This is a genomic window from Microvirga sp. 2TAF3 (assembly GCF_052114965.1).
Classification (GTDB): Bacteria; Pseudomonadota; Alphaproteobacteria; order Rhizobiales; family Beijerinckiaceae; genus Microvirga.
In genome coordinates, this window is the sequence record NZ_JBFRFT010000074.1 from 1 (window position 1) to 388 (window position 388).

1 protein-coding gene is annotated in these 388 nt (G+C 74.7%); it reads right to left on the reverse strand.

Features of this window, described 5'->3' with window-relative positions:
- Positions 1–388, reverse strand: a 388-nt coding sequence (locus tag AB4Y97_RS21070; RefSeq protein ID WP_442000987.1) for a Mur ligase domain-containing protein, incomplete at both ends; no start/stop codon positions are given.

Below are 388 nucleotides of genomic sequence, written 5' to 3' on the forward strand. Positions count from 1 at the left end.
GGTCAGGCCGGGGCCGGTCAGGGCGTAGGTCCTGTCGCCCTTCTGACCGACCACGCCCAACGTGCCCATGCTGGCCGACTTGAGGCCCAGGCCGGCCCAGATCTGGCGGCAGAAGTTGGCGACCGAGGTCTTGCCGTTGGTGCCGGTGACGGCGACGCAGGTCTTGGGCTGGGCGCCGTAGAAGCTGCGCGCGGCCAGGGCATAGGCCCGGTGCACGTCGCCCGAGGCGACCAGCAGGGGCGCCGCGCCGGCGGGGGTGTCGGTCGGCGCCAGGATGGCGGCGGCGCCCTTGGCCAGGGCTTGCGGAATAAAGGCGCGGCCGTCGGCGGCCGACCCCGGCAGGGCCACGAACAGGGCCCCCGGCACGACCTTGCGGCTGTCGGCGGTG